Here is a 24,120-nt window from a genome sequence, read left to right as displayed (position 1 = left end):
ACTATAATTTATAAAATATATAAATAAATGAAATGGTTAAAGTATTATTTTTTAGATTTCTTACTTCAAAAAATAGTTTTTAATAAAGTTAATTACCAATAAATTAAGAAATAAAATCATAACTAATTATTTAATAACAATAATTAGTTGTCACAAAAATGAGATTATTAACCTTAAATACTGCTTTTTGATATTAGCAGTAGCAAGCGTATACTACACAAGCAACTTATTTTGAAATATAGGTAGTCTACTGACATGAGTCAATTAAATATTATTGCCAGAATCACAGTTAAACCAGAATTCTATGACGCATTTCAGCCAATTTTTAAACCTCTAGTAGCAGGTAGTTGAGCTGAAGCAGGCTGTTTACGCTATGAACTTAATCAAAGTATAGATAATTCAAATATCTTCATAGTGGTCGAAACATGGGTATCACAGCAGGCAATTGATTTTCACAACACAACGCCACATTTTGTTGAATTTGCCAACTTTGCTAAAGAACATACTGATAGATTAGAGATTAATATTGCCAAACAAGTAATATAACTTAAAAGATGATAGTAGCTAACATTTGGGGTTAACTACCATATTAATTAATCAAACAGTTCGATTTTTATATTCCGTGAATCACTTCGACCCATATCGTCAAGCACTAAAATTTTAAAAGTCCCGCTTTGTGTTGGGATCCAGTTAAGAGCCTTCCGTGGCTCGGTTTGCCCAATAAAACTGTTATTAACAAACCAATAAAGTGATTTAACATCACCATCACAATTAGCAGTAAAACTAATTTGTTCATTTTTTTGTTTAGTGGTTCTAAATTGATAAACTACATTTTTAAGAGGCGAAGTTATTTTTGGCGGTTCGCCTAAAAAATTTTGTGATGAATGACAATGTTTTGTTGATGGTGGCGCTTTTTTAGCAATCCCGGCTTTAGCAAAAACAGCGGCTAAATCTGACGGCCAATATTCAAAAACAGCTAAGTGAGAGGTTGCTAAATCATAAGGAGGACAAACAGCTTTACCTGTTTGATTGTCGACCATAACGGGTCTAAAAATGGTATCGGGATTAATTGGCGACACACCCGGAATAAACCACGTTTTACCTTTTGCCTTGCACCATTGAGTCAGTAGATTGCCACTGGTTAGACAAATATCGATACGCTTTAAATTTGGAGGTAATGGGCGATTAGGTTCACGCAAGTTAGGATAATAAGCGTTAATACTTTCAACGATATTAAAAAAGAGCGGTGTGGCGGCATCGACGCCTACAAAGGCATTATTACCACTACCATCAAAGTTACCAAGCCAAACCACCATAGCATAGTTACCAAAAGTTCCAGCTGTCCAAGCATCACGAAATCCCCATGATGTACCTGTTTTCCAAGCAACGGGCACCACCTTTTTTTGCATTTTGCTAAGTACATCTTGTGGGCGGGTATTTTGTTTCAACATATCAATGGTCATAAATGCTGCTTGTGGACTTAACAGCTTTTGTGGTTCGGGTGAGTCGTCGGCTTCAATAAATTGCAATGGCTGCCAACGACCTTCGTTGGCTAGCATGGCATATAACCCGACTAACTCTTGTGCACTAACTTCACCACCACCTAACACTAAAGATAAACCATAATGCGACTCATCGGCGAGTTTTTGGATATGGGCATTGACCAAAAATTGATAAAAAGAGGGATTATGTAATTTAGAGGCCACCGATACAGCAGGAATATTACGGCTATGAATTAATGCATCGGTTGCCGAAATAGGGCCACGAAAATTACGATCAAAGTTTTCTGGCGTGTATGAACCAAAATCAGTGGCCACATCTTTTAAAATTGTACGAGGATGTAAAACACCTTGGTCAATACCAAGCGCATAAATAAACGGCTTAAGTGTAGATCCGGGTGAGCGTTTAGCAAGTGTACCATTAACTTGACCTTGAATAGAATTATTAAAATAATTAGCCGAGCCAATCAGTGCCTTAACCTTCATTGTTTGGGTATCAACCAAAATTATCGACGCATTATTAATACCTTTTATGCGATTTCGCTCAATAAACAAATTGACTTGCCGACTAATGATTTTTTGCAGATTATTATCTAACGTAGTTTTAATTTCTTGAGCATCGCTTTGCTGTTGTTGAATGATTTGATTAATAAAATGCGGTGCACCAAAAGGCATTCGTTCTGGTTGACGCAAAACCAACTTTTGCGAAAAAAGAGCGACAATATTGCTATCAACAAAATATTTTTCTTGCCAACGCTCAAATAATTGATTTCTTGCTTTAACTAACGCTTTGCCAGCAAATCCGGTTTTTCGATCAACTCGATATGTTGGTGATTGAGGTAATACCACCAAAGTTAACGCCTCGGGCAAATTGACTTGTGAAGGTGGTTTATTAAAATAGATAAATGACGCAGCACCAATACTTTCAATATTGCGACCAAAAGGGGCATAATTTAAATACGCTTCTAAAATATCATGTTTAGAATACATCAACTCTAACTGTATAGCCCTAGCAATTTGATGCAACTTCCCACCAATGGTTTTAGTATTTAACCGCCAATGCATTCGCGCAAGTTGCATGGTAATGGTTGAAGCACCTTGACGATTTCCACCACCAAGATAGGTTGCTCCAAAAGCCCTAATTAGACTAAATGGATTAAAGCCAACATGATAATAAAACCACTGATCTTCGTGCAGTAACAAACCATTAACAATATCAGGCGAAATATCTTCTAAAGGTGTCCATAAACGATAACGATCATCATTGGCTAATGTCATTCGAATTAGCTGGTTATTATTATCATAATAGCGCTTTGAAAAAGTAAGTGATTCAGAAAGAGGGGCATGAGGTAACAAACGAATAATAAGGATCGCAATAAATAATAGTAACAAAGCCATTAATTTATTTTGATGACGAATAATAAACCTAAACATATTTAGTCAAAAGCTTAAAACGCATGTATTAAAAAACACCACCAATGCATTCACATCGGTGGTGGTTAAATTACATTTTATCAACAGTCTTAATGCCTAGCATATCAAGGCCAGTTTTAAGTGTTTTAGCTGTTAAAGAAGCTAATTTTAAGCGACTTTGTTTCAGGTTTTCGTTTTTGGCTGCTAAAATAGGGCAGTTTTCATAAAAACTTGAAAACAGCGTTGCAATTTCATAAAGATAAGCACAAAGCACATGCGGTGTACCTTCGCTTGCCACGATTGAAATAGTCTCATCAAATTGAATTAAACGAGTTGCTAAAGCACGCTCTTTATCAGATTCCAAACTAATATTAGCTGTTAAGCTATCTTCAGAAATATTGGACTTTTTAAAAATTGATAACACACGGGTATAAGCATATTGCAAATAAGGTGCGGTGTTGCCTTCAAATGACAACATATTATCCCAATCAAAAACATAATCAGTAGTCCGATTTTTAGAAAGATCAGCATATTTAACTGCACCAATAGCCACCGCATCGACAATTTTTGCAAGCTCACTTTCAGAAAGATCTGGATTTTTGCTGCGAATTAAAGTTGTTGCACGCTCACACGCTTCATCTAGCAAATCATTTAATTTAACAGTATCGCCAGAACGGGTTTTAAACGGCTTACCATCTTTACCTAACATCATACCAAACATATGGTGTTCAAGCTTTAATGATTCTGGTACATACTTAGCTTTGTGAACAATAGCCCAAACTTGCTCTAAATGTTGATGTTGGCGGGAATCAGTATAATAAAGAATACGATCGGCATGTAACGTTTCGTAACGGTATTTAGCACAAGCAATATCGGTTGTTGCATAAAGGTAGCCACCATCACGTTTTTGGATGATAACACCCATCGGTTCGCCTTCTTTGTTTTTATACTCATCAAGAAAAACAACAATCGCCCCTTCACTTTCAACCGCAAGCCCTTTCTGTTTTAAATCGGCAACAATATTAGGTAGCATGCTGTTATAAATGCTCTCACCCATGGTGTCTTCAAGCGATAACGTAACATTTAAACGTTTATAAGTGGCAATATTTTGCGTCATGGTAATATCAACTAGCTTGCGCCACATATCACGACAATATTCATCGCCACCTTGTAATTTCACTACATAATTACGGGCTTTTTCGGCAAACACTTCGTCTTCGTCATAATGTTTTTTAGCGGCGCGATAGAATGACTCTAAATCTGAAAGATCCATATCATTGGCATGTTCATTTTGCATCTTTTCAAGATACGCAATTAACATACCAAATTGTGTTCCCCAATCACCAACATGGTTGGCACGAATAACGTTATGCCCTAAAAACGATAAAACGCGAACGCTAGCATCACCAATAATAGTTGAACGCAAGTGTCCAACATGCATCTCTTTGGCGACATTAGGCGCCGAATAATCAACTACTATAGTTTGCGGTTTGGCGGGTAAAGTAATATTAAGCTTATCACCACTTAAAGCAACTTCATTTTGCTCAGCAATCCAGCTATTTTTCAAAAAGATATTAATAAAACCAGGACCTGCAATTTCAACTTTTTCGGCGATATCATCGATATCTAAATGTTGCAAAACAGCTTGGGCAAGATCGCGAGGTGGCATACCAAGTTTTTTGGCAACTGACATAATGCCATTAGCTTGGTAATCACCAAATTGTGCTTTGTTTGATTGCTTAATTAAAGCGTCACAGTTCTTATCTGCACCTGCCATAATCATAGCTTGCGAAACACGTTGCGTTAATAATTGTTGAATATTCACACTAAACCTAACCAATTATAATAAAATGCCCAATATAATACCGACAAAGTGATGAATTGTCACTGATCGCATAAAAAGGGAGGGATCCTTTTTATTAAAAAGAGTGTAAAAAATCAAATAAAATTGATGCTACAGCCAAAATGTTTTAATCAAGCTTTAGTTTTCATCAAAAAACAAAAATATAATGTAATTGTTTGATTTTTCTAAAAAACACCATTTATAAAAACTTCAATAAAATCAATGATCTACCTGAGCAATTTTAGAGCGGAAAAATACTCTCACAACACTGTGTAAGATCAATATGAATTTATGTCCTGACTAATATTGACAAATACCCACTTGGAAAAAGAGATAAAAATGGATACTAAATACAGGCTAAATTGAATAATAAATAAGCGTATTGTAACACGTTAGAAGGTATTTTTTATCAAATTTGAATTGGTTGTCCGTGATGAGATATTTCAATAAAAAACTCACGAAAGGGTCATATTGCTAGTGTCTATAAATATCGTCAATTGGTATAACGATATTAGCATGTTGTATGATACGGTTAAAAATATAAAGAAGGATCATGATGAATACAAAAGCTCAACATCTCCGAGTAATATTTTTATTGCACATTTCTTTTAAAAACATATCTGAATAAGAGCTTAAATTATCTTGATTTTTACCAAGCGGGTATTTTTTCCCTAATTTGAGCAGCCAATCACTAAAATGATGTAAAAATAATTTATTATCATTATCGATTTCAAATATTGCAGAATCAGAATAAGAATCAACTAATAAATCTAATATCTCCAAAAAAGCTTTATCATTTTTTAAAATCTCATCAACTATAATGCTTGAAGATATTTTATTATGTCTATTATCTGAGATAACGTTAAAATAGTTGGACCATTTTTTATATTATTTAATATTTGTTGGATCATAGCATTTATCTAAAAATTAACATCTCATTCTATTTATATAGTAGATGAATTTTGTACTTTTTGAACAATTTTTAGAACGATAATTACAGATGTAATATAATTGGGGAATTGATATGATTAATATAGATAATTTTTATGACTACGAAAAAAAACTGACTGATAAAGATTTAAATGCTTGTGAACAGAAGTTAGGTATCACAATTCCAGATTCTTTAAAACAGCTTTACCTTAATTGTAATGGCGGAATGGTATATAAAGATATTTGGAAAACAACTGTTCCTCCATACAAACTTCAAGTTTTTAATTTTATTCCTATAAAATATAATAAAGCATTTAAAAATGACCCAGATTTTATCATGGAAGGTATTGCCTTCAAACATTGGGACGATAAAAAGTTACCTAAGGAGCTGTTACCTTTTGCTCGCGATTTAAGCAATGGTTTTTTGTGTATAAATATTAATACTGGTGCGATATATCAATATCTCAGACTAGAATGGGACGATACTCTAAATACAGAACAAAATTTTAAAAAAAATAGCATTTATTTATCTGATTCATTAGAAAATTTTTTGAATTCCTTAACTTATGATGAAGAGCAAGATCAAGAAGAAACCGTTGAAGATATTTCTGCATCGATATTAATAATGGAAAAATATACTACTATACTCTTGACACATGGTCAGGCAATTTATCTTTAACGGATAATCAAGATAAGAGTACTCTTTTTCTATGCAATAGCTTTAATGAATTTATTTCTAAATTAGTGTGTGAAGATGATCTAGATGATTTATATGGTTTATAAATAATAGCCGTCAGGTTAATCTGCTCCCAGTTGGTATTGAAGACAATATTTATACATAAAAATTGGCTTATATTACAATACTTTCAGGTATTATGCTCCAGATATTGTCCACTTTGTTCAGCTTGATCCGTTTTAGGTTTTTAGTCAGGTTTAACCTGTGTCAGTGTGTGATGGATTGGCTTGAAACCATCAGTGGGATTGAATAGTGGTAATGATAAACGGAAAAGGAATAGAGGCTTCTCATCAAGTTAAATATGAGGTATTTATGGCTTTGGATTTTATGGCATCAAAAAATGAAAAGAAAATAGATGAAAGCACACCAGTATTTTCATTTAGTAAATTTGATTATGATAAATTACTCAATAATGCGAAACCATTAAGTCAGTATCCAATAATAAAAAAAATTGATGATTATTATGCTGATACTACCATTTTATATGGTGAAATTCAGCCTTTGATAAAGGAATTAAAAAGTCTTATTAAAACAAAAAAATTACATCTTGAAACAATTATTCATTTCATTGATTTTCTGGAAAAATCATTCAATGATGGTTTAAATATATATGTATACTGTGACTAGGTGTTTTTATTAATACCTCAAAGTAAAAATTATGTCATATATTCATGGAAACTAAAATGGAAACCATATTCAATATTAAATATAAAAATCCTATAGACGATATTGATAATGATATAGATGATGAACTAACTCATTTTCAATATGCATTGGAAGAATTGAGAAGATATGTTGATTGTGAGTTTTTTATTAAACTGAAAGAAACTTACAAAGTAAATATTGATCTTTATCCTGATATAACAGTATGTTATGAAGAAATAGTTAAGTCAATCAAACGAGTAAAAAATAATTGGACAGGCAAAGATGATATTTGGTTTTGTGAGCAAGGTTCAGATTTTTACTTCTATTATGACATTAATGATAAAGGTGTAGAACTTGAATATAAGAAGGGACCAGATGTAGGTATATATAATGGAAAAATTCCTGATATGAAACTTTCTATCAGTAAAATAGAGTATGTACAGGTTTGGGAAACATTATTTGAAAAATTATCTATGCTTATTGAAGAAAAACTTAATAAAAAAATTAATTTACCCTTTTAATAATATTTAAAGGTATTTAATTTTTTGTAAAACCTAAAAACATTAAATTTTTACAAGGAGGCCCTCAAGGAACTGCAAATTAGTGTAAAATCCAAAAAAAGTGGTAAAATTTGTTACAAAAAAATTATTCTATTGATTCTAATATCTGTCGTGTAATATGGGTATGACGACACTAAAGGAACAGGGCATAGCTCTTTGCTCCATATAAGCATTAAACGTTCAAATGGAACAATGGTGAGTATCGATATAGATGAATAACTTTTCAATTGAACATTTAATTTCTGTCATAGAAAAAGGCAAGGTTAGAGGATTTGATGAAGTAAAGGAAATAGATGGTGAATGCTATTTATTCCAATACGCACTGAAAAAGAAAAATGGATTATATAATACGTATTTTTTCTATATCATAGAAAAAAGATGGAAATTATTGAGGATTATGGTACAGAAGAAATTAAAGAATTCTCAAATATAATCGATGCTTTTAATTATTTTAAATCATTGGATGTCAATGTTGAGCATTTTGGGAGTATAAAAGGAACTTTGCCGTTTTAACCAAAGAAATAACTTCAAACTATTCTTCTTTAATTAAATCATTTGATAATCAAAAGGCACCACAAGTATCAATTTTAAAGTTGATATTTAAAAATAGAAGCTGACTTACACAATGATTTCATGGGAACTCTCATTTTGATATAAGCAAATTTCTTTAGTTAGGTCTTTAATGAAACATTAAAAATTTCAACAACGGATGTTATTTATAAAAGTGGCCGTGATATGTAGAAGAATAATCAAAATGAATTTTAAATGATTTTATCAGTAAGAAACTTTGTTAAATAATTTCTATTACGGAGTATGAATATTATGCTTGTTAAAGGTAATCTTTATCCAATAAAGGATATTATCTCTTATGTGAAAAGCAATATTGAAAGAGGTGATGATTTTTGTCTCTATAGTGAATCTGATGAAGAATTGCTAAGTAATAAAAGTTATTACATTGATGACTATCCAGATGTAGATGATAATGGAAAAGAAATTTATCCGCCTCTTGTGTTAAAAAAGAAACTAAACTATCTTTACTCAGGTCAACAATTTGCTGATGTAGTCGATTCAGTTATAGATCAGAAACCTTCAGCTACTACAAATGAATTTATAAAAGCATTAAATTATTATTCTGAATATGACAATTTTTTAGATCTCTAATTTATTAAATTTCTGCAATAATATAAATTATTCAAATAACAGGGATATATTTGGCCTTAGCCTCGTTTTTATGGCGATGGCCACCAGCACCAGATAAGTATCATCATCCGATATCAAACATACCATCGGCGCAACCTGATGCAAACCGTGAAATATTGTGGGAATGCAGCTTTCAGTTATGGGGAAATCCATGGGAATTAAACCGGAGAGTCTTAATATGCTAGATAAAGAATTACTTGATATTTTTGGTCAAAAGCTCATTAGTCGTGTTAGAGATCAGTCAATTTTTGAATTTGAAGGAATGGTTCAAGGTAAAATTAAATCTGCAAATATGGTTAAATTAAATAATGAATTAAAAATATTTGATAAACATCAGATTGAAATTTTAAAAAAAGTAGTACTGACTGCTATTGATAGTGTTATTTACAATACATTAGATATGCTAGAACAAAATGAAGAAAGTATAAGATTATTAATATCTCAAGAAGGCAAAAATGAAAAAAATATTGTTGATATCAGTGATGGTTTATCAGGTGAACTATTCACAAAAAAAGGCTGGGTAGAAAAATTTAGTAAATATAAATAATTATTATCTATTAGTAGTATTTTGTTTTATAGCTATACAAGTTGGTGCAAAGGGCGGATTACAAATGAGATAAAACGAGTCAATTGGCACATAAACTAACAGTGGAACAGCATATTTATTATAATTATTATAAAAATAAATAGACGTAGGGAAATGCATCACAGTAGTTTATAGTAAAACTAAATAGCAGTCAGCGACAGTGTAGTAGCTTAGATTTAAACTTCCTTCTAAGCCATGGAGAGTTTCATGACTTTTGATGATGAAATAAAAATTAAACTTTCTCAATTATCAGAACCAGCAGAGTTGATCGATAACTGGGAAAATATTGCATACCAATTATCTAATTCGTTTGAGTGGAAAGGAACCAAAATTGATTGGTCAAAAACTCTTAAACACAAAAGTAATCAACTTTTTGGAAGCTATTTTAATTGGTTATTTACAATAAAAAAATTTATTATAGATAATGATATATCCGCTAAAATTAGAGAAAGCGGAGATATTTACTATATAAATGATTCATCTTTAAATTTTGCAGTACATTTAAAATTTAATCAATTTGATAGTTTTCTAGCTTTTGCTGTAGAAAGCATCCCTCAACATCATTATTTTTTTGATTCTTTAAATAAATGGTGTCTTGTTATAAGTTCTGAGGGATTTATCGATTTTGGATTATCACTAAAAAAGTCTGTTTAATTTTATTATTTGAAACCCAGATATAGGTAAATTTACTCAGCTAGACCTGATTGGGTTATTGGGTAGATTTAATCTGTTTCTGTATGCGCCTAATTCTCTAACGTGAATTAATCGATTAGCAAAGAAAGTTTGGTTGTATAAAAAACGGCAAAGTCTATAGAGTTATTAGACAAGATGAAAACATAACTTTTGGACTTTTTTAACTAAACTCGAATAATATATGGTTGCAGGACATGTAACTAATTAGGTATTTTATGAACATTATAAATTCTGATGTTAATGAAAAGATTATCGACGTAGTTGGAAAAATTAGATTATTAAATAAGTTAGATGAAAAAACAATGAATGATCTCTATTCTTCACTAGATGAAATGGTAACTAATTATAAAGAAAAAGATTTTATTTCAAAGGAATTAGCATATAATCTTTTAGTCCTGCATGATAACTTAGAAGGTGCTTTAAAATTTGGCTCTTATGAAGACATGAAGTATATAAGTAATATTAATTCAAAAGTAAGCGAATATATTGAAAAAATATTTTTAAGTTAAAAAGAAAAACTGAAATTAAATTAGGTTGGCTAATAGTACTACCACTATGACGCTGCACACCACCTGAGCAAAGTCCGCATAGAACGACTGTCCAGAAGAACTGCCCGATGCGAACGGCGAAATACTGAGGAAATGCAGTTTTCAGTTATGGGGCAGGGGTATTCAGGAAATTGAGTATGAATCAATATAGCAAGATTTTATTAGATATCAGAGATAGTATTTAGATAAGGTCTGGATTACATTATAACACTGAAAGACCGCATGAGGCATTAAATAACATAACATCGATTGGGTATAAAACACCAAAACAAGCAGCTTAATTTTCTACGTAAGTTGTGTACTAAGTCTAGAGGTATTTACAAATTTATTTTCTGAAAAGAGCTGGTATTCCTGAAAAAAAACAGATAGATTTTATAAAAAATTAGCAAATGTTGTTAATGGAGATATCATGCAACAAGTATATGAACTTATACCTTCATCAAATGAAAATAGTGGTATCAAATTTGGAGGAGGTGCATTTATTGATGGCAAGTGGCCCCAAAATCCATTAGGTGAAAATTTAACATTATTATTCACAATTGATAATGATAAATTATCTGATTCTATTAGTGGAATTAATCTTCCTAAAGATAAATATATTTCCGTATTTTCAACTTATAATGAAAATAGATATTTCTTAGACGATATTGTTTATTTTGGTGATGATGCAGAACTCGATCACTTAAAATCAGGATTTACAAGAGTAACGTTAACAGGCATATCAAAGCTATGCGAAAATAGTAATAGCCTTGCTCCTCAATATCTTGAATTAAAAAAAACACAATTAAAGAATAGTGATTATCCAACATTTTCTTTTTTGTCTAATAAAATACCCAAGGGAATTGTTGCTTGTGAAAAATTAATGCAACAATATGATTTTATTGGTCAATTATATTCATCAGATATTCCAGTTCATGATGGTGGAGCATTATTTTTATCTGATGCTATTGGGTATTTATTTTTAAAAAAGAAAATTGATGATTTTAATAATGCGGGTCTTTTTTTTGTTCAAATGGCATAATTATTTTAACATAACTATCTGACAGCATCGAAAAGTATTATACCCTCTCTGGTGCTAAATACCAGTTTAAAAACGGTCGCAAAATCCGTCTGCAATGCAAAGCCAGGAATAAAAGCATAGCAAAAAGCAGTAGAAAATTAAGAATGACTAGAGTATATGTAACTGATAATGATGGCAATAACATTCACAATATACGTGTTCCAAATGAGCGCAATACTCGAGAGCTAATTGAAGATATTTTTGGTGAAGGTTTTTCACATAATAAACTACACCCTAAAACTGTAAACTGAGGCTATGAATATCATAGAATTCCAGAATCTACAGTTCCATTCGATAATGATCTTCAACATATAAAATGGTATGACTGGCAGACTAAATAAGGGGCAGACGGACATGTATTTTATGATATATGGAATTAATTTATGGACCTATTATTTTCGACATATACCAATTTTTTTGGTACAAACATTGAGAACGATAAAGCAATAGAAATTAGAAAAGTTATTATTCATACTTTCAGAAAACCTTTTGTTAAAAAAGATATAAAGACTCATGGTCCTTTATGGAATCACTATATAGCGCCAAAAGGGGCGATTGATATTACTAATCTTGATATAGATAAAAATATACAGGGTTATGTATTAGTCGATGGAAAAGGAAAAAATATGTACTTATTTTTATCTTCTTTGAAAAACTTTTTATCATATCTTGAAAATAGAAATGATGGTTTATTTCCTGCTATCTATTTTGTTAATAAAGACTTTACCTTTTGTCTTGGAGAAAATGGCGAAAGAGGAACAATGCAACCTATTTATGTTTATAAAGGAGGGGAAATCTAATAAAATATCGATATATGTGCCAAATAAAGAGAAATAGCAAACAATTGAAGGGCTGAGCCTAATCGTTTCTCAAGAGCTAGATTTAAGTATACTAGATTTAAGTATACTAGATTTAAGTATAAGGGTGATGGATATCAAATATATGGACATGGCACGGATTTTTCCGCGGAAGCCAAATGGCTAACATCTAACTTAGCAAATGGTCTAATGGCTTGTATTACCAATACCTTAAATAAGCAGAATCATAGAACTGATGTAATATGGGAACCTTTTCGTAGTAACAATAATGGGGCTCAGATTTTATTAAATGGATCAGGATATTAATTTATGAACGAGAATATACTATACAATTTTTTGAAAAATAAACCATCCTTTTTAGATTATGATGATGAACTAAAGCTAATGGATATTATGACTAAACTACCTATGAGTTGGCTCATTAAAAATAAAGATGAATTTATTTGTGCTTTAGACCAATTACATGACTCACATACGATAGGTAGTGGATTTTTATATCAAGAGGAATGTGACGATATTATATTTGATAATTTTTGTGAATGGCTAAAAGAAGTAAATAATAAAACTGGCATAGCGACATTAATCTATATTAAAGATTTGAGTTCGGAAGGACTAGATGAATTTAGAAAAAATCTTAGAAAAGATGAAAATACAGATAAGTAAGATCTAAATAATGTTAGATCTAAATCTTTATACGTCTTGAATTGGTATTCAGGGGTGTTATTATCATAATTTATTAAGAAAAATGTTTAGTCAATAAATATTTAACAAAATAAAAGGCTATTCATTAATACTAGAAAGTACCGGAAGAACTAACCGATGCAAACGGCGAATTACTGTGGGAATGTAGCTTTCAGTTATGGTGAAAGCGGATTCATGAAATTGAACATGAATCAGTAGAGCAAAACCTCAGATATCAGGGACAATATTTAGACCGAGAAACTGGCTTACATTACAATACCTTTAGGTATTATGATCTGGATATAGGTAGATTTACTCAGCCGGATCTGATTGGGCTGTTGGGTGGCTTGAATCCGTATCAGTATGCACCTAATGGTTTATTGGGTGGAACTGTGGGGGGCTGCTTGTCCAAATCATTGTAATGGAAAAAATACGATGGATTAGCTCATAATAATTTTATTGACAATATTATTAAGGATGCTAAAAATCACGGTGCTAGAACCATCCGAAAGTAGATATTAAAAGGTAATGTAGTTGGTAAAAATAGACCAGATATTCAATTTGATTTAGATTGTAAACACCATAATATTGAAGTGGATACAATATTAAAGGGTAGCCTTGGACATCAAAATATAATTCCAAGACTTGATCCTAATGCCAGAAATACATTTTAGTTAATTGACGATTCAGGAAATATTTTAAATGGCTTTTCAAGATATGAATAAGATGTTAGCGTTTTCCATAGTTAATAGTAATCTCACAGAGATTGAAAGTATTATTCAGAATGGATTAAACTGGTTGTATGAGCCTCAAAAAAGTAGAAAACTAATTGAAGAAATACATTTGAATATTCAAAAAGGTGGCTATTTCCCACCAGTAGGAGCTTTTTATTATTCATGTGTGAATGATAATAAATTAATCTTTGTATCTAATTTATCTGATGGTTGGGATTCCTTACTTTATTGTATAACGGAAGCAAACCATTCAAGCTATCTATCATTTAGGATACTAAGTGGAGCTTACCCTTTAATAGAGATGAGTTTTACTGATTCTGGAGAAACTGTCCGCTTAGTTAGGGCAATGAAAGAAGATAAATGGCTTTTTTATGAAAAAGGTGATCTTTTGTGGTTTGAAGACAAAGAACAATATAATAAAAAGCGAATTAGAGATAGGGTTACCTATGATCTATTACTTTCATATTCAAAAAAGAATGATATCGACTTTTCTTCCTCTAATTTTTTTAAAACAAAAAAAGAATCATTATGGGTATATACAATACGATAGTTTTAAAATAGCGAAACAATAAAGGTTACTAGCACAGCTGTAAAAGTAAGCTTTACCTAACCCACGAAGGCAAACACTACAACCGTACCTGTTCCTGTGGGACTGTTTAAGGATAGCTTAGGAAACAGGCCGAATTATCCTACCAGCTTGTATTCCTATACTAACCTGAACGGCAGCCAGAAAGAACTACCAGATGTGAATGGCGAAATACTGTGGTAATGCAGCTATCAGATTTGGGGTAAGGGCATTCATGAAATCAAACACGAATCATTAGAACAAAACCTTAGATATCAGGAACAATATTTAGACAGAGAAGACAGCTTATGTAAATACCCCAAACTTAGTACACAACTCACGTAGAAAATCATGCTGCTTGTTTTAGTGTTTTATACTCAATATTTACGGCACAGCTCTTTAACCGGAATACCCGCTTCAGCTTCTTTTAAAATAGCCACGATTTGATGTTCAGTCATTTTTTTCATAATTAAATCCTCTGAGGGTTAATGAAGAGAATTTTCTACTTTTGGCTGTACTATTTTAGGGGATAGTTACAGATTCATTACAATTTAAAGGTTATTTATTCATAGTTCTCTTTTTTAATAGCTGAATCCATGGATTTCCATTTTCTAATAGTTGCTTATCTACTGAAAAATCGGCACTCGATTCAATAAGATGTAATAGTGACCAAGCTAATCCATAACTTTCATCATTACCAAAGAGTGTAATTAGTTTAGTCGCTTCTTCATTTGATAAAGGTGGTTGAATGCTATGTAAAATATTCTGATATTTCTGAATAAAGTCAATATCAGAACTTTCCTCTGAAGAAGGCAAAGGCCCCATTTTAATAAGTTCATTAACAGATCGTCTCATAGAATCTCCAAATCATTTTTTCATTAATTCTGGATAGTTTGTTTTGTAATATTTAATAATATCTCGAATACCCTCATCATATTTAGAGCCAACAATATTTCTTATATCTTTAATATCTTTTGCAAGTACTTGCCGGAATGATAATCCAAAGTCCTGTACCTTAGTTATCGCACCTTTGTATCCATAAGTCCTTGTTAAATAGTGTTCTGATTCGGTTATTACAAGTGCGCCACCATCTGCTTTTGAAGTAAATCCTGCCGCAGCTTGAGGCATATGGTGAGGAGTCAATTTATCACCTTTAACCCCACGAGCATTTAGTTTACTAAATTTACCACCTTCACCAGCTTTTACAGGTTTACAAGATGTTAACCCCCACGGATCAATCCAAGTCAACCCATTAGGCGCATACTGATACAGATTCAAGCCACCCAGCAACCCAATCGGGTCTGGCTGGGTAAATCTACCTATATCCGGATCATAGTACCTGAACGTATTGTAATGTAAACCAGTTTCTCTGTCTAAATATTGTCCCTGATATCTGAGGTTTTGTTCTACCGATTCATGTTCGATTTCATGAATCCGTTTTCCCCACAGCTGAAAGCTGCATTCCCACAGTATTTCACCGTTTGCATCGGTAAGCTCTTCCGGACAGCCGTTGAGGTCGGTGTGGAAGTACATGACTCTTTCTGGGTCATTACCTCGTTTATCTATCCGCGCCAGTGGTTCGTAGCTGTTCTGGTCGGTATAGATATACAGGCTGGTGGGGTGATTCGGGCCGGTTTCCTGAATCATTCTTAAGCCGTCCCACAGGAAGCGGGTACGGTTGTAGGGTTTGCCTTCGCGGTCTAGCAGATGCTTTTCGATTCGCCGACCTAAGGCATCGTAGACGTAGCCGTAACGTTGGCTGCGGTCTGACTGTTCGATGCGTACTTCGCTCAGGCGGTGTTCGGCGTCGTAGTGGTAGTGCTAGGTGGCGCCGATGCTCTGTTTGGTTTGGGTTCGGCCGTGCTCGTCGTGGCGGTAATCGGTTTGGCCGTGTTTGCTGTGTTTTTTGCTTACCATCCTGTCTAGGTTGTCGTGATGTATTTACTTTCTATATGTATAATTAAATAAAACTAAGGTTCATATAAATAATATGAATCTTCTGTTAAATATAGAACTTCCTTTTTACTATTGGTCGAAATCGGTGAAATCAGAAATTCTCGCATATCACCCATATCTATTGATTTTTGAATAAAATTTATTAGTTCACTTTTTGAAACTTTAAACATTTCTCCTTTTATTATTTTTTTTCCTTAGAATTGCGACAATCTTTTGCAGCCTATGCTTATTGGTACAATCACAAATGGTTGCATTCATCGTTATGTTATTTGCCACCGATAGAGTTTAACTAACAACCACTCCTTAATTTTGTTGTTTGAATATGTGTTGCCATTCCACTATTTTAAGGGATAGTTACAATTTTAGAATTTTTTATAACTAATCTAATTGAAAATATATTCAACTCGATTCACATATAGTCCGATCTTTATATGTCAAATCAATTTCCTTACAGAATTTAATTCCCTGTAAGCCAGCACTTAAAATAGCCGATTTTACTTTATTATTGATCACAATTAAATTTGGTTGTTCTTTGCATCTAACAATATTATAACCATCAGGTATATCGTCTAATATTACTGTATATAAAAACATATAGGCAGGATTATTTGGATCGAAATTAGTCAACTGATATTCGCTTTTGTTCATATCACAACAATCTATCTTTATTATGGGATTTATCACACTAAAACCATCAAAAATTTCATTTCCATATATTATTTCGGCATTAAAAAATTCAACTTCTGTTGGCACTACACTTTCAAGAATAGCCCTGAGCTTCAGGCTAACTAACTCAGGTCCAGTAGTAGATAGCATGTGACACTTTTTTAATTTATTAAAACAGGATTTATTCTTAGCTTTATATTTTAAAGTACAATCAAGACCTTTAAGGCTAATCCCCTCATTAAATAGTGAGAAATCCATGGATATATCATGGAGATAATCAAGCATATTATATGTATTTTCTTCTATTGAAATTATATAGCTCATCTTTTCACCACCTAAATTCAACAAGCATTATTTAACTTTGTAACTATCCCCTAAAATAGTACAGCAAAAAAGTAGAAAATTCTCTATGATAAAAGAAAAGGGGATTTAATTATGAAAAAAATGACTGAACATCAAATCGTGGCTATTTTAAAAGAAGCTGAAGCGGGTATTTCGGTTAAAGAACTGTGCCGTAAATATGGCATGGGTAATTCAACTTTCTATAAATGGCGAGAAAAATACGGCGGAATGGAAACTTCGGATATCAAACGCTTAAAGGAGCTGGAGGCTGAAAACCGCAAGCTTAAGCAGATGTTTGCCGAACTGAGTTTAAAATCCCAGCTGCAGGAAGAAATCATAAAAAAGCTTTAGTGCCCACAAAGGCACGTAAAACGTGGGCACAGCAACTACAACAAAATCATTCAGTTACTATTGCTATGAGTTGTGCCATTGTTGGCTTAAGCCGTTGTGCTTACTATTATCAACCTAAGTTACAGGATGATTCGGTGATTGTTTCGGTGTTGAATGCTATCACGGACAGGCATTTACGCTGGGGCTTTCCTAAATGCTTTAATCGTATCAAAAAGCTCGGCTATAAATGGAATCATAAACGGGTGTATCCGGGTGTATTGCCAATTAAAGCTTAATCTCAGGATAAAGCGTAAACAGCGCATTCCTCCACGAAGCCCAGAAAGGCTATTAGTCCCCAATAAACAAGGTGAATGCTGGTCAATGGATTTTATGAGTGACAGTAGTCGTAATCAGCGTCGCTTTAGGACATTCAATGTTATCGATGACTTTAATCGTGAAGCGCTAGGGATTGATATTGCAGTAAGCTTACCAGCAGGAAGGATTACCCGTTACTTAGATAAACTGGCTGAATATCATGGGTATCCATTAAAAATACGGGTCGATAATGGGCCAGAATTTACAGGAAAAACCTTTATAAACTGGGCTAAATTACATGATATAACCATTGATTATATCCAACTCGGTAGTCCTTATCAAAATGGCTATATTGAACGATTTAATCGTACCTATCGTACTGAAGTACTCGATTTATATCTTTTTAACAACTTAGCACAAGCAAGGAGAATAACCGAAGAATGGTTAACGATTTATAATACCGAAAGACCGCATGAGGCATTAAATAACATGACACCGATTGAGTATAAAACACTAAAATAAGCAGCATGATTTTCTACGTGAGTTGTGTACTAAGTTTGGGATATTTACAAAATTGATCTTCTACCCCATTTTGTTCTTGAGTATAAATAGCTGCTTTATTGCCTTTTAATTCCTTAGTTTTTAATATCTTTTCATCTGGCGAATATTCAGGCGGATTTCCACACCCTAATGAAATTTGCCTACCATATTTTCGTTCTTTTTTTGTACAAAATTTAAATTATTAATCATTTTTAAACGAACATCATTCGATAAATCATTTTTTACTAATGGATAATAATGGACTTCCCAGTGATTCATCGCCATAATAAATTCTTTTAATGTATTTTTTGCATTTTCTAAATTCATTTAGTTTAGTTCTCCTATTTGTTAAATATTTTACTCAACACAATCTTTCCATTTTTCACCTCTAACATAAGCTATTAGTTCATCTGGATTTTGTGGTTCATCAGGAATTTTCAAAATTGAACCATAGCTACAATAACCAATAATTGATGTTTCTATATCACTTAAATAATCAAAAGCAACCGCGGGTATATCATTGTAATCCAAATCAGATAAGTTATCTTTTATATACACAAATGTAAAATTATATATCTTTTTTCTATTCCATTTAAATTGGATTAGTTTTTCGAAAAATTCATCCATTAATTTCTCTGAGTTATCATTCAGATTCCATGATCGCATTATTCTTTTTAAATCTGTAAATGCTTCTTTTTCATCAATAATAAGTTTCGCCATTTATAAGTTAATTCCATTCAATTCGATTAAGTAGCTTTTGATATTCACCAAATTTCATATCATTGGCGGGATAAGTAGCGATGTGCCCTGTGGGTTATAATAATAGTGTAACAGTATGCTCTAGGTATCGTTTTTTTAATTAGCCGCTAATCTTTGTTATTATTAAATAATTAGTGAATTAATTAATGGATGAGCAAAAGAATTAGAGTAATTTTGCCAAATTTATATTTATGTTCTAAATGTATCATTATTTCGATAATAATTTATTTCATCAATCAGCCAGTTATTATCATGCTCAAAGTCTGATTTATTTTGGGTTACATAGTCTAAAGAACCAACCAGCATCCATCCTCTTAAATTTAATCCTTTAACAGCAAGAGGCATTTCCATATCTTCTTCATCAAGATATATCTCATCATCATCTAAATTTTGAATGTAATCCCATGGAATATAATAAAACTCTGTATATTCTGGATTACTATTCCACGAATTTAAATTTGCATAAATCCATTCCCCTTGGTCTAGAAGATTAAGGTTCTTTATTAATTCATATATAGATTTAAAGCTATTCATTGGTATCCTCAAATTTTACTACAATACGAACCACCGCCCCATGAGTTCTTTCCTTCATAAGCCTTTAAGGTGATAATCAAGATATCTAGAGTTATGATCTTTCTTGCCAACTAACTGCAATAAACCACCGACTCTTTCATGATGGTACCATGTAGTTGACCAATCAATCCCAGCCAGTGCTTTTCCTAGGAAAACACCATTTTACCGGATAAAACTATCTCCAAAATTCCTGGATATTTACTTTCAATAGAAGCCTTAAGTTGAAAATCGTTTTATACATATCTTCTGGTAAACTCCCCCACCACAGATCAATTCAAACCACCCCATTAAACGCATACTGATACAGATTAACCCCCTTCCAGCAACCCAATCGGATCTAGCTGGGTAAATCAGCCTATATCCGGAGCATAATACTTGAAAGTATTGTAATGTAAACTGGTTTTCCTGTCTAAATATTGTCCCTGATATCTGAGGTTTTGCTCTACTGATTCGTGTTCGATTTCATGAATCAGTTTTCCCCATAGCTGAAAGCTGCATTCCCACAGTATTTCGCCGTTTGCATCGGTTAGTTCTTCCGGTACTTTCTAGTATTAATGAATAGCCTTTTATTTTGTTAAATATTTATTGACTAAACATTTTTCTTAATAAATTATGATAATAACACCCCTGAATACCAATTCAAGACGTATAAAGATTTAGATCTAATATTGTTTAGATCTTACTTATCTGTATTTTCATCTTTTCTAATACTTTCTCTAAATTTATTAAGTCCAACACTTGAAAAATCATCAATATACACTAATGTCGGTATGCCGGTTTTATTATTTACTTCTCTTAGCCATTCACAAAAATTATCAAATATAATATCGTCACATTCCTCTTGTAATAAAAATCCACCATCCGTATGTGAGTCATGTAATTGGTCTAAAGCACAAATAAATTCATCTTTATTTTTAATGAGCCAACTCATAGGTAGTTTAGTCATAATACCTATTAACTTTAGTTCATCATTATAATCTAAAAGGGATGGTCTATTTTTCAAAAAATTGTATAGTATATTCTCGTTCATAAATTAATATCCTGATCCATCTAATAAAATCTGAGCCCCATTATTGTCACTACGAAAAGGTTCCCATATTACATCAGTTCTATGATTCTGCTTATTTAAGGTATTGGTAATACAAGCCATTAGACCATTTGCTAAGTTAGATGTTAGCCATTTGGCTTCCGCGGAAAAATCCGTGCCATGTCCATATATTTGATATCCATCACCCTTATACTTAAATCTAGTATACTTAAATCTAGCTCTTGAGAAACGATTAGGCTCAGTGTAACTATTCCCTAAAATAGTACAGCAAAAAAGTAGAAAATTCTCTATGATAAAAAAAAAGGGGGATTTAATTATGAAAAAAATGACTGAACATCAAATCGTGGCTATTTTAGATAAACTGGGCTAAATCACATGATATAACCATTGATTATATCCAGCCCGGTAGCCCTTATCAAAATGGCTATATTGAACGATTTAATCGTACCTATCGTACTGAAGTACTCGATTTATATCTTTTTAACAACTTAGCACAAGCAAGGAGAATAACCGAAGAATGGTTAACGATTTATAATACCGAAAGACCGCATGAGGCATTAAATAACATGACACCGATTGAGTATAAAACACTAAAACAAGCAGTTTAATTTTCTACGCTAGTTGTGTACTGAGTTTGGGGTATTTACAAATAAGCTCCGAGATGATATTAAATACTGCATTTCCGGATGCAAACAGTTTAGGAGATAAATATATGACTGAATGGACAGGTGTTATGTATGGCTTTTACACTAATAAGTTGATAGATGATGTATTTTCTTCATTGATCAAAAAAATAGCGTCTATTAATTATAAATATAAACAAGATAGTTTTCGAGATGAAGAATTTCTATTTTTCTATAAAAATGATGAAATGCAAGATTATCACCTTGAGAATGGCTATAATTTGGATATTAATGGTGAAGGTTGTTTTGGAGTTGAGGCAAAAAATACAACGTTGAATGGAATCGCTACACTATTTGAATTTGATAATGATTCTGATTTTGAACCTTATGATATAAATTTGCATTTTGATAATGTATTTTATTATGTACTCGTGTTACCTGAAGCAATTGAAAATTCAAATTTTTGCCAGAATATATATAATTTGTTTATTAATATTCTTAATGAAAAAATAAAATAAATACATATTCAACTGCGGACGCTTTATCCTGATAATCTCGATTCAGCTGTTGGGGTAGGTTAATCTGTATCATTATGTGCCTAATGGGTTGATTTGGTTTGATCTATTTGGTTAAAAAATAAGAAAACATCGTATGATGGTAAAAGTCGAAGAGATGCATTTAGATAGGTAAGCGTGGTGTTGGTATACCAATCAATCACCATTACACGGTCATCTTTACGAGATAGCAATATTATGATTGCTGGAAATGGTCAGCAATAAAGTGAATGTATTGATAAAAAAAGAAAATCCACCTTCATTCAAGAGTATAGTTTTGGGTACTCTAAAACAGAACAGAGTCATGGTACTGAATCAAATATAATGTTAGACCTTCAAATAATCAGGATACTGGTTATGTTTCTGGAACTCCTGGTCATCATAATTTCTCTAAAGGAATTGATATGTGGTTTGAAAACGCATTAGGCAGAGAAAAAATTCAATTTATGTTTAATAACGAATTTAATTTTCAATCTATTGAATTGAATAGTGTTTCATTTGACAGCTATTCAGAGTTTAAATGTCATTTAAATTGCAAGGAAATCCCCAAAATTTACCCTAAAAAATGGGATAAAGTTGAATTTAATGCATTAAATTTAATTATTACTTTTAATGAGATAGTTCAGTTAAATATGTCTGGTTCAAAAATTGGTTTTTTCTGTTCACCAACCATCAATTCTTTTACTGATTATTCTGAAATAACAGTTCAACATAACAAATTACAACTTTACTGTAAATCAAAGTTTTTAATTATAGAAAGTATAACTCCCTATATAGATGAAAGATGGAATTAAAAATAAAGATGAAATAAATTTTTATTAGCTCGGTGCATCAAAAACATCAAATAGACCGCAAAGGGAATGCAGCTTTCAACTTTGGGATAAAACGGATTCAGGAAATCGAACACGAATCAATTGTACAAAATCAGATATCAGGGACGATATTTAGATAGTGGAAACCAGCTTACATTACAATACTTTCAGGGTATTATGATCTGGGTATAGGTAGATTTACTCAGCCATATCTAGTTGAATTGTTTGTGGCTTGAATCGTGGGGTTTGAGTTGTTTAAAATTCATTCGCGAATAAGAAAGTAATAATCTTGTTAAAGAAGTCGAGATTACAGGAAAATCGCATTAATCAAGTATCGATCATTTAATAGAACAGCTTTTTAAATAATAAAAATCTAGGTATTGGAACCAACGAATTTCTGAAGCTAGAGATCGATATGGGGCATATGTTTATTTTAGAGAAATAAATGATAGTATAATTGAAATATTAGGTTTAGGTAAATCTAACAAGGCTAACCAGCAAACAGTTATCAATGAAGTTTTAAAAGTATTTGGTATAGGAGCTTAAGTATTTTGAATATTAAAATTTTAAAATATGATCAAGATCTTAATCTGGTAAATGATAATGTTGATGTTGAAGTTTTTTTAGACAATGGAAAGCGGTATACTGCAACATTTTTCACTATCGAAAATATAATTTCTATTTTAAATAAGTATAAAGAAACAAAAGAGTGTTGTAATGGCTTATATTTTTGGGCATCAGATATGATTATTGTTGAAAGTTTAAATGACAAAATAATAAATAAAACGATACAGGATTTGATAAAAAATGAAGAATTTCATCATGCTTTTTCATTATTAGAGTAATTAACAAATGTAGAAAAGATCGCATATCTAAATATTCATAGTTTTTATTTCTTTGCTACCTTATTGTAGAAAATCCGCTATTAGTTTTGAAGTATAATGATACAGAAAATAGTATATGAGCCGATACAATATAATTCATATTATCAAGGATAGAATTTAGACAAGTAACTAGGGACTGTTGATCTTTGCTGTACATAAATTACTCAACAATACATTGGCAGCCACATTAACATAAATGCCAGTGAT

The 24,120-nt window shown here is 32.0% G+C and carries 26 protein-coding genes and 5 pseudogenes; 20 read left to right on the top strand and 11 right to left on the bottom strand.

What is annotated here, in order from left to right:
- Nucleotides 1-363: 363 nt before the first annotated feature.
- Nucleotides 364-546, top strand: a pseudogene (locus ACGH6Q_RS01185) (putative quinol monooxygenase); the annotation flags it as partial.
- Nucleotides 547-593: 47 nt separating this feature from the next.
- On the opposite strand, the gene pbpC reads toward ACGH6Q_RS01185, so the two are convergent.
- Nucleotides 594-2,933: a penicillin-binding protein 1C gene (gene pbpC / locus ACGH6Q_RS01180; RefSeq protein WP_411591517.1), complete on the bottom strand. Its 2,340-nt coding sequence runs from the start codon at nucleotides 2,931-2,933 to the stop codon at nucleotides 594-596.
- 70 nt (nucleotides 2,934-3,003) lie between these two features.
- Nucleotides 3,004-4,737, bottom strand: a complete 1,734-nt coding sequence (argS, locus tag ACGH6Q_RS01175) for an arginine--tRNA ligase (protein ID WP_411591515.1) — start codon at nucleotides 4,735-4,737, stop codon at nucleotides 3,004-3,006.
- A gap of 1,042 nt (nucleotides 4,738-5,779) precedes the next feature.
- Between argS and ACGH6Q_RS01170 the strand changes: the two genes are divergently transcribed.
- From ACGH6Q_RS01170 to ACGH6Q_RS01105, 14 genes and pseudogenes are all read left to right on the top strand, one after another.
- Entirely contained in the window at nucleotides 5,780-6,364 is a 585-nt protein-coding gene (locus ACGH6Q_RS01170; RefSeq protein ID WP_411591514.1) for an SMI1/KNR4 family protein, read from the top strand.
- Nucleotides 6,365-6,679: 315 nt separating this feature from the next.
- On the top strand, nucleotides 6,680-7,048 hold the full coding sequence (locus ACGH6Q_RS01165) for a hypothetical protein (RefSeq protein WP_411591513.1): 369 nt from the start codon (nucleotides 6,680-6,682) through the stop codon (nucleotides 7,046-7,048).
- Nucleotides 7,049-7,104: 56 nt separating this feature from the next.
- Complete coding sequence (locus tag ACGH6Q_RS01160; RefSeq protein ID WP_411591511.1) at nucleotides 7,105-7,587, top strand: hypothetical protein; 483 nt, start codon at nucleotides 7,105-7,107, stop codon at nucleotides 7,585-7,587.
- 417 nt (nucleotides 7,588-8,004) lie between these two features.
- On the top strand, nucleotides 8,005-8,139 hold the full coding sequence (locus ACGH6Q_RS01155; protein WP_255456993.1) for a hypothetical protein: 135 nt from the start codon (nucleotides 8,005-8,007) through the stop codon (nucleotides 8,137-8,139).
- A 309-nt stretch (nucleotides 8,140-8,448) separates the two neighbouring features.
- Entirely contained in the window at nucleotides 8,449-8,787 is a 339-nt protein-coding gene (locus ACGH6Q_RS01150; RefSeq protein WP_411591510.1) for a hypothetical protein, read from the top strand.
- Nucleotides 8,788-8,977: 190 nt separating this feature from the next.
- Complete coding sequence (locus ACGH6Q_RS01145) at nucleotides 8,978-9,373, top strand: hypothetical protein (protein ID WP_085166131.1); 396 nt, start codon at nucleotides 8,978-8,980, stop codon at nucleotides 9,371-9,373.
- A gap of 246 nt (nucleotides 9,374-9,619) precedes the next feature.
- Entirely contained in the window at nucleotides 9,620-10,066 is a 447-nt protein-coding gene (locus ACGH6Q_RS01140) for a type IV secretion protein Rhs (RefSeq protein ID WP_411591508.1), read from the top strand.
- Between the two features lie 254 nt (nucleotides 10,067-10,320).
- Complete coding sequence (locus ACGH6Q_RS01135) at nucleotides 10,321-10,614, top strand: hypothetical protein (RefSeq protein WP_085166133.1); 294 nt, start codon at nucleotides 10,321-10,323, stop codon at nucleotides 10,612-10,614.
- 448 nt (nucleotides 10,615-11,062) lie between these two features.
- Complete coding sequence (locus ACGH6Q_RS01130) at nucleotides 11,063-11,674, top strand: hypothetical protein (protein ID WP_065610599.1); 612 nt, start codon at nucleotides 11,063-11,065, stop codon at nucleotides 11,672-11,674.
- A gap of 143 nt (nucleotides 11,675-11,817) precedes the next feature.
- The gene (locus ACGH6Q_RS01125) at nucleotides 11,818-11,964 is read left to right on the top strand and encodes a hypothetical protein (RefSeq protein WP_167370129.1); all 147 of its coding nucleotides are present in this window, start codon (nucleotides 11,818-11,820) and stop codon (nucleotides 11,962-11,964) included.
- A 132-nt stretch (nucleotides 11,965-12,096) separates the two neighbouring features.
- Entirely contained in the window at nucleotides 12,097-12,513 is a 417-nt protein-coding gene (locus ACGH6Q_RS01120) for a hypothetical protein (protein WP_085166134.1), read from the top strand.
- A gap of 327 nt (nucleotides 12,514-12,840) precedes the next feature.
- Complete coding sequence (locus ACGH6Q_RS01115) at nucleotides 12,841-13,194, top strand: hypothetical protein (RefSeq protein ID WP_411591507.1); 354 nt, start codon at nucleotides 12,841-12,843, stop codon at nucleotides 13,192-13,194.
- A 140-nt stretch (nucleotides 13,195-13,334) separates the two neighbouring features.
- A pseudogene (locus ACGH6Q_RS01110) lies at nucleotides 13,335-13,592 on the top strand (RHS repeat domain-containing protein); the annotation flags it as partial.
- Nucleotides 13,593-13,914: 322 nt separating this feature from the next.
- A complete protein-coding gene (locus ACGH6Q_RS01105; RefSeq protein ID WP_174799412.1) occupies nucleotides 13,915-14,496 on the top strand; it encodes a hypothetical protein in 582 nt (193 codons plus the stop codon).
- 573 nt (nucleotides 14,497-15,069) lie between these two features.
- Here the strand turns inward: ACGH6Q_RS01105 and ACGH6Q_RS01100 are convergent.
- The 3 genes from ACGH6Q_RS01100 to ACGH6Q_RS01090 all read right to left on the bottom strand — a co-directional run bounded on the left by ACGH6Q_RS01100 (nucleotide 15,070) and on the right by ACGH6Q_RS01090 (nucleotide 17,457).
- Entirely contained in the window at nucleotides 15,070-15,366 is a 297-nt protein-coding gene (locus tag ACGH6Q_RS01100; RefSeq protein WP_411591504.1) for a hypothetical protein, read from the bottom strand.
- A gap of 12 nt (nucleotides 15,367-15,378) precedes the next feature.
- Nucleotides 15,379-16,158 (bottom strand): RHS repeat domain-containing protein, encoded by a 780-nt coding sequence (locus ACGH6Q_RS01095; protein WP_411591502.1) that lies wholly within the window; start codon nucleotides 16,156-16,158, stop codon nucleotides 15,379-15,381.
- Nucleotides 16,159-16,866: 708 nt separating this feature from the next.
- Entirely contained in the window at nucleotides 16,867-17,457 is a 591-nt protein-coding gene (locus ACGH6Q_RS01090; RefSeq protein WP_202115344.1) for an imm11 family protein, read from the bottom strand.
- 111 nt (nucleotides 17,458-17,568) lie between these two features.
- Here ACGH6Q_RS01090 and ACGH6Q_RS01085 point away from each other — a divergent pair.
- Nucleotides 17,569-18,642 (top strand): annotated as a pseudogene (locus ACGH6Q_RS01085) (IS3 family transposase).
- 13 nt (nucleotides 18,643-18,655) lie between these two features.
- Here ACGH6Q_RS01085 and ACGH6Q_RS01080 read toward each other — a convergent pair.
- The 6 genes and pseudogenes from ACGH6Q_RS01080 to ACGH6Q_RS01055 form a co-directional block, all read right to left on the bottom strand.
- Nucleotides 18,656-18,817, bottom strand: coding sequence for an NTF2 fold immunity protein (locus ACGH6Q_RS01080; protein ID WP_174799422.1), 162 nt, complete (start codon nucleotides 18,815-18,817; stop codon nucleotides 18,656-18,658).
- Entirely contained in the window at nucleotides 18,808-18,987 is a 180-nt protein-coding gene (locus ACGH6Q_RS01075) for a hypothetical protein (RefSeq protein ID WP_065609568.1), read from the bottom strand. Before ACGH6Q_RS01075 ends, ACGH6Q_RS01080 begins: the two co-directional genes overlap by 10 nt.
- A gap of 30 nt (nucleotides 18,988-19,017) precedes the next feature.
- Nucleotides 19,018-19,380 (bottom strand): hypothetical protein, encoded by a 363-nt coding sequence (locus tag ACGH6Q_RS01070; protein ID WP_065609570.1) that lies wholly within the window; start codon nucleotides 19,378-19,380, stop codon nucleotides 19,018-19,020.
- A 228-nt stretch (nucleotides 19,381-19,608) separates the two neighbouring features.
- Nucleotides 19,609-19,953: a hypothetical protein gene (locus tag ACGH6Q_RS01065; RefSeq protein ID WP_411591501.1), complete on the bottom strand. Its 345-nt coding sequence runs from the start codon at nucleotides 19,951-19,953 to the stop codon at nucleotides 19,609-19,611.
- Nucleotides 19,954-20,278: 325 nt separating this feature from the next.
- Nucleotides 20,279-20,531, bottom strand: a pseudogene (locus ACGH6Q_RS01060) (RHS repeat domain-containing protein); the annotation flags it as partial.
- 140 nt (nucleotides 20,532-20,671) lie between these two features.
- Nucleotides 20,672-21,022 (bottom strand): hypothetical protein, encoded by a 351-nt coding sequence (locus ACGH6Q_RS01055; RefSeq protein ID WP_065588565.1) that lies wholly within the window; start codon nucleotides 21,020-21,022, stop codon nucleotides 20,672-20,674.
- Nucleotides 21,023-21,402: 380 nt separating this feature from the next.
- On the opposite strand from ACGH6Q_RS01055, the pseudogene ACGH6Q_RS01050 reads away from it, so the two are divergent.
- The 4 genes and pseudogenes from ACGH6Q_RS01050 to ACGH6Q_RS01035 form a co-directional block, all read left to right on the top strand.
- Nucleotides 21,403-21,648, top strand: a pseudogene (locus ACGH6Q_RS01050) (integrase core domain-containing protein); the annotation flags it as partial.
- A 104-nt stretch (nucleotides 21,649-21,752) separates the two neighbouring features.
- Nucleotides 21,753-22,181, top strand: coding sequence for a hypothetical protein (locus ACGH6Q_RS01045; protein WP_065609576.1), 429 nt, complete (start codon nucleotides 21,753-21,755; stop codon nucleotides 22,179-22,181).
- Nucleotides 22,182-22,621: 440 nt separating this feature from the next.
- On the top strand, nucleotides 22,622-23,011 hold the full coding sequence (locus tag ACGH6Q_RS01040; protein WP_065609578.1) for an Imm50 family immunity protein: 390 nt from the start codon (nucleotides 22,622-22,624) through the stop codon (nucleotides 23,009-23,011).
- Nucleotides 23,012-23,580: 569 nt separating this feature from the next.
- Complete coding sequence (locus tag ACGH6Q_RS01035; RefSeq protein WP_085166087.1) at nucleotides 23,581-23,874, top strand: hypothetical protein; 294 nt, start codon at nucleotides 23,581-23,583, stop codon at nucleotides 23,872-23,874.
- Nucleotides 23,875-24,120: the final 246 nt, after the last annotated feature.

Origin of the sequence: Gilliamella sp. BG2 (genome assembly GCF_046635645.1) — a bacterium.
Taxonomy (GTDB): domain Bacteria; phylum Pseudomonadota; class Gammaproteobacteria; order Enterobacterales; family Orbaceae; genus Gilliamella; species Gilliamella bombi.
Note: the sequence above shows the minus strand (reverse complement) of the source record. Positions and strands in the feature narration are given on the sequence as shown.

Excerpts from the sequence above, each read along its gene's own strand:
- ACGH6Q_RS01150 (WP_411591510.1), top strand. The coding sequence starts at position 8,449 with ATGCTTGTTAAAGGTAATCTTTATCCAATAAAGGATATTATCTCTTAT.
- ACGH6Q_RS01055 (WP_065588565.1), bottom strand. The coding sequence starts at position 21,022 with ATGAACGAGAATATACTATACAATTTTTTGAAAAATAGACCATCCCTT.
- ACGH6Q_RS01095 (WP_411591502.1), bottom strand. The coding sequence starts at position 16,158 with ATGATTCAGGAAACCGGCCCGAATCACCCCACCAGCCTGTATATCTAT.
- ACGH6Q_RS01065 (WP_411591501.1), bottom strand. The coding sequence starts at position 19,953 with ATGAATAGCTTTAAATCTATATATGAATTAATAAAGAACCTTAATCTT.
- ACGH6Q_RS01040 (WP_065609578.1), top strand. The coding sequence starts at position 22,622 with ATGTGGTTTGAAAACGCATTAGGCAGAGAAAAAATTCAATTTATGTTT.
- pbpC (WP_411591517.1), bottom strand. The coding sequence starts at position 2,933 with ATGTTTAGGTTTATTATTCGTCATCAAAATAAATTAATGGCTTTGTTA.
- ACGH6Q_RS01075 (WP_065609568.1), bottom strand. The coding sequence starts at position 18,987 with ATGAATTTAGAAAATGCAAAAAATACATTAAAAGAATTTATTATGGCG.
- ACGH6Q_RS01100 (WP_411591504.1), bottom strand. The coding sequence starts at position 15,366 with ATGAGACGATCTGTTAATGAACTTATTAAAATGGGGCCTTTGCCTTCT.
- ACGH6Q_RS01115 (WP_411591507.1), top strand. The coding sequence starts at position 12,841 with ATGAACGAGAATATACTATACAATTTTTTGAAAAATAAACCATCCTTT.
- ACGH6Q_RS01070 (WP_065609570.1), bottom strand. The coding sequence starts at position 19,380 with ATGGCGAAACTTATTATTGATGAAAAAGAAGCATTTACAGATTTAAAA.
- ACGH6Q_RS01165 (WP_411591513.1), top strand. The coding sequence starts at position 6,680 with ATGATAAACGGAAAAGGAATAGAGGCTTCTCATCAAGTTAAATATGAG.
- ACGH6Q_RS01170 (WP_411591514.1), top strand. The coding sequence starts at position 5,780 with ATGATTAATATAGATAATTTTTATGACTACGAAAAAAAACTGACTGAT.
- ACGH6Q_RS01120 (WP_085166134.1), top strand. The coding sequence starts at position 12,097 with ATGGACCTATTATTTTCGACATATACCAATTTTTTTGGTACAAACATT.
- ACGH6Q_RS01130 (WP_065610599.1), top strand. The coding sequence starts at position 11,063 with ATGCAACAAGTATATGAACTTATACCTTCATCAAATGAAAATAGTGGT.
- ACGH6Q_RS01145 (WP_085166131.1), top strand. The coding sequence starts at position 8,978 with ATGGGAATTAAACCGGAGAGTCTTAATATGCTAGATAAAGAATTACTT.
- ACGH6Q_RS01105 (WP_174799412.1), top strand. The coding sequence starts at position 13,915 with ATGGCTTTTCAAGATATGAATAAGATGTTAGCGTTTTCCATAGTTAAT.
- ACGH6Q_RS01155 (WP_255456993.1), top strand. The coding sequence starts at position 8,005 with ATGGAAATTATTGAGGATTATGGTACAGAAGAAATTAAAGAATTCTCA.
- ACGH6Q_RS01160 (WP_411591511.1), top strand. The coding sequence starts at position 7,105 with ATGGAAACCATATTCAATATTAAATATAAAAATCCTATAGACGATATT.
- ACGH6Q_RS01135 (WP_085166133.1), top strand. The coding sequence starts at position 10,321 with ATGAACATTATAAATTCTGATGTTAATGAAAAGATTATCGACGTAGTT.
- ACGH6Q_RS01140 (WP_411591508.1), top strand. The coding sequence starts at position 9,620 with ATGACTTTTGATGATGAAATAAAAATTAAACTTTCTCAATTATCAGAA.
- ACGH6Q_RS01125 (WP_167370129.1), top strand. The coding sequence starts at position 11,818 with ATGACTAGAGTATATGTAACTGATAATGATGGCAATAACATTCACAAT.
- ACGH6Q_RS01090 (WP_202115344.1), bottom strand. The coding sequence starts at position 17,457 with ATGAGCTATATAATTTCAATAGAAGAAAATACATATAATATGCTTGAT.
- ACGH6Q_RS01045 (WP_065609576.1), top strand. The coding sequence starts at position 21,753 with ATGACTGAATGGACAGGTGTTATGTATGGCTTTTACACTAATAAGTTG.